Source organism: Lysinibacillus sp. UGB7 (assembly GCF_049058285.1).
Lineage (GTDB): Bacteria > Bacillota > Bacilli > Bacillales_A > Planococcaceae > Lysinibacillus > Lysinibacillus sphaericus_B.
In genome coordinates this window covers 1-406 of sequence record NZ_JBMGUV010000126.1, presented here as the reverse complement: position 1 = coordinate 406, position 406 = coordinate 1, and the positions used below count along the sequence as shown (strand labels likewise).

The following is a 406-nucleotide window of genomic DNA, read 5'->3' as shown; positions in this document are numbered from 1 at the left end:
GCGAAAAAAACAGCAGATTCAAAAAATTAATCGACGTGCCGTCAAATCGGGAAAGGTACCCAAACAGGTGGTACGTGATTTAGCAGGCATTACAATTTATATGTCCAATCTACCTGACTCGATTTCTGCTCGTCAAATCGTCGAACTATATCGCTTACGATGGCAAGTCGAGTTACATTTTAAAGTATGGAAGTCTTATTTGGCAATCGACCATTTCAAAGTGATGAAGAAAGAAAGGTGGCTCTGTCACATATATGGCACCATTCTCGTTTATTTAATTAGTCAATCGATTGCCTATCAATTAAGAAATTTCATTTGGGAAGAGAAGCAAATAGAAATTAGTGAGATGGTCGCTATGCGTAGTATCGCTACAAAGGTTTTGCCTAAACTTTATGAAATGAGCATA

General features: G+C 37.7%; 1 protein-coding gene. It reads left to right on the top strand.

Translation table 11 applies throughout. The features are described 5' to 3' along the window. Positions 1–406 (top strand): transposase (locus tag ACOMCU_RS28355; RefSeq protein ID WP_421052324.1); only part of this gene is annotated, 406 nt, incomplete at both ends.